We start from the raw sequence: 2,808 nt of genomic DNA on the forward strand, positions 1-2,808 counted from the left end.
CGCGGACCGCGGCGGCGATCCCGGCGACCGGCATGCCGACCCGGCGCAGCCCGGCGACCAGCCGCGCCGGCCGCACTTGGTCGTCGGTGTACCAGCGGTAGCCGGTGACCGGGTCGACCAGGGCCGGCACCAGCACGCCCGCCGAGTCGTAGAACCGCAGGGCGCTGACCGTCAGGCCGCTGGCCCGGGCCAGCTCGCCGATGCTGCGCAGGTCGCTCTCCACGACGACTGATCCTGTCCCCTCAAGCTGGTCGAGGGTCAACCGTCCTGCACCACGCGGAAGGTCATGCCCGCCTTCACCAGCCGGTCCAGCAGCGCGTCGCCCATCGCCGTCACCGGGGTCACCTGACCTGAGGTGGCCGGCAGGTCGTCGAGCGCGAGGCACAGCGCCGACTCGGCGAGCATCTTCGCCGTCTCGTCGTACCCGGGGTCGCCGCCGGACACCTCGGTCACCACCCGACGGCCGCCGCCGGTGCCCACGAACCGCACCCGGAACCAGGCCTTGGCCCGCTGCTCCGGCGTCGGCCCCTGGCCGGAGGCGAGCCGGCCCAGCAGCCAGCGCCGCGTCGGAGGCACCTTCACCAGCCCGACCAGGCCGGCGAACCCCGCACCGGCGATGAGGATCGTCGGCAGCCGCTTCACCGCCGCGAAGTGCCGGTAGCGGAAGTCCGGGCCGTACTCCGGGCGGGCGGCGGCCGAGCGGCGGACCACCTGCGGGTCGATGGTGGGCAGCGGCACCGCCCACCTGCCGATGTCCTTCGAGCGGCCGACCTTCCCCGGTACGGCGCGTACCCGGCGACCCTCCGGCCGGGGCTCGACCGCCCGGCGCTCCTTCGCGGCCCGGCTCGTCTCACCGGTACGCGAGAACGCCGTCAGCGCCGAGTGGTAGGTGCCGGCGGAGAACCTGCCGCCGGCCCGGACGTACCCGTCGACGGTGACCGGCCCGTCGGTGGGCAGATGCTTGAGCGTGTACCAGACGCCCAGGTCGTGCGGGACCGAGTCGAAGCCGCAGGTGTGTACCAGCCGGGCTCCGGTGCGCACCGCCTCGGCGTGGTGCCGCACGTACACGGTGTCGACGAACTCCGGCTCACCGGTGATGTCCAGGTAGTCGGTGCCAACCCGGGCGCACGCCGCGACGAGCGGCTCGCCGTGGTGCACGTACGGCCCGACGGTGGTGGCGACGACGCGGGCGCTCTCCGCCACCGCCCGCAGCGACTCCGCGTCGGTCACGTCGGCGGTGAGCAGGGGCAGCCCGGCCAGGTCCGGGTCGATCGCGGCGAGCCGTCCGCGGACCGTCGCGAGCTTCTCCGGGTTGCGTCCGGCGAGCGCCCAGCGCAGCCCGGGTGGCGCGTTGCGGGCCAGGTACTCCGCGGTGAGCGCCCCGGTGAAACCGGTCGCGCCGAACAGGACGAGGTCGTACGGGCGGTCGTCACGCATCCGCCGAGTCTGCCACCCGCCCGGCCGCCGGTCACGGGGCTACGGCACCAGGACCGTGCGGACGCAGCCGTCGGCCCGGTCGCGGAACAGCCCGTACCCCTGCGGCCCTTGCTCCAGCGGCAGCTCGTGGGTGGCCAGGTGCTCGGTGCGCAGCTCGCCCGAGGCCATCCGCTCCAGCAGCATGGGGATGTAGCGCTGCCCGTGCTGCCGGGCACCCCGCACGGTGAGCCCCTTGGCGGTGACCGCGCCGAGCGGGAAGGCGTCCACGAAGCCGGTGAACTCGCCGAGCACGAACACGGACCCGCCCTTGCGGCAGGCGTGCACCGCCTCGCGTACCGCGTCGGGTCGCTCCGGACGGCCGGTGAACCGGTCCGCCAGAGACCGGGGCGTGTCACCGTCCCAGCCCGCGCCGACCGCCTCGACGCACACGTCCGGACCCCGGCCGCCGGTGCGTTCCCGCAGCTCGGCGGGGACGTCGGCGAGCGAGTAGTCGATCGTCTCGGCACCGGCGTGCCGCCGGGCCATCCGCAGCCGGTCGGGGTGCCGGTCGACGACGATGACCCGTTCCGCGCCGAGCAGGGCCGCGGCCCGGGCGGTGAGCTGACCGACCGCGCCGGCCCCCCACACCGCCACCACGTCCCCCGGGCGTACGCCGCCGAGGTCGGCGGCCATCCAGGCGGCCGGTGCGGCGTCGGAGGCGAACAGCGCCCGGTCGTCCTCCACCGCCTCGGGGACGGTGAAGGCCCCGACGTCGGCGTACGGGACGCGGACGTACTCGGCGTGGCTGCCGGCGAACCCGCCCATCGCTCGGGGCTGCCCGAACGCCCCGCCGGTCGGGTGTCCCCAGGACTCCTCGGCGACCGCCGGGTCCGCGCTGCCGTTGTCGCAGCAGGCGAAGAGGTCGCGCCGGCAGTACCAGCAGGCGCCGCAGGCCACCCCGGCGCACACCACCACCCGGTCGCCCACCCGGTGCCGGCGCACCTCCGGACCCACCTCGACCACCTCGCCGAGGAACTCGTGCCCGAGCACGTCCCCGACGGCCAGGTAGGGCACGCGGCCGGCGAGCAGCGGCAGGTCACCCCCGCAGGTGGCGCTGCGCCGTACCCGCACGACGGCGTCGTGGCCGTTGCGCAGCTCCGGGTCGGGCACCTCGCGTACCTCCAGCTCGCCGGCACCCATCCAGCACAGCGCCCTCATCCCGGCGGCCCCGCGCGGTCCATGGCCGGGCGGTCCGCGCGCAGCACCTCGCCGGTCTCGGCGAGCTGCTTGGCCTGCCGCAGCGCCGTCCGGATCGGCCGCCCGGGGTCGTCGCCGGCGGTGTGGGCGCACGATCGCCCGCATGGTGCCCTGACAGCCCGCCTCGACCACGCC

3 protein-coding genes are annotated in these 2,808 nt (G+C 75.9%); all 3 read right to left on the minus strand.

Features of this window, described 5'->3' with window-relative positions; translation table 11 throughout:
• The coding region (locus AB0I76_RS26920) for a MerR family transcriptional regulator (protein ID WP_357041037.1) at positions 1-211 on the minus strand (211 nt) is incomplete at its 3' end.
• 47 nt (positions 212-258) lie between these two features.
• Entirely contained in the window at positions 259-1,437 is a 1,179-nt protein-coding gene (locus AB0I76_RS26925; protein ID WP_357041031.1) for a saccharopine dehydrogenase NADP-binding domain-containing protein, read from the minus strand.
• Positions 1,438-1,476: 39 nt separating this feature from the next.
• Positions 1,477-2,634 (minus strand): zinc-dependent alcohol dehydrogenase, encoded by a 1,158-nt coding sequence (locus AB0I76_RS26930; protein ID WP_357041034.1) that lies wholly within the window; start codon positions 2,632-2,634, stop codon positions 1,477-1,479.
• Positions 2,635-2,808: the final 174 nt, after the last annotated feature.

The sequence above is a fragment of the Micromonospora sp. NPDC049799 genome (assembly GCF_040656655.1).
In the GTDB taxonomy this organism is placed as follows: Bacteria; Actinomycetota; Actinomycetes; order Mycobacteriales; family Micromonosporaceae; genus Micromonospora.

Coding starts and splice junctions, on each gene's coding strand:
- AB0I76_RS26925 (WP_357041031.1), bottom strand. CDS start 1,437: ATGCGTGACGACCGCCCGTACGACCTCGTCCTGTTCGGCGCGACCGGT.
- AB0I76_RS26930 (WP_357041034.1), bottom strand. CDS start 2,634: ATGAGGGCGCTGTGCTGGATGGGTGCCGGCGAGCTGGAGGTACGCGAG.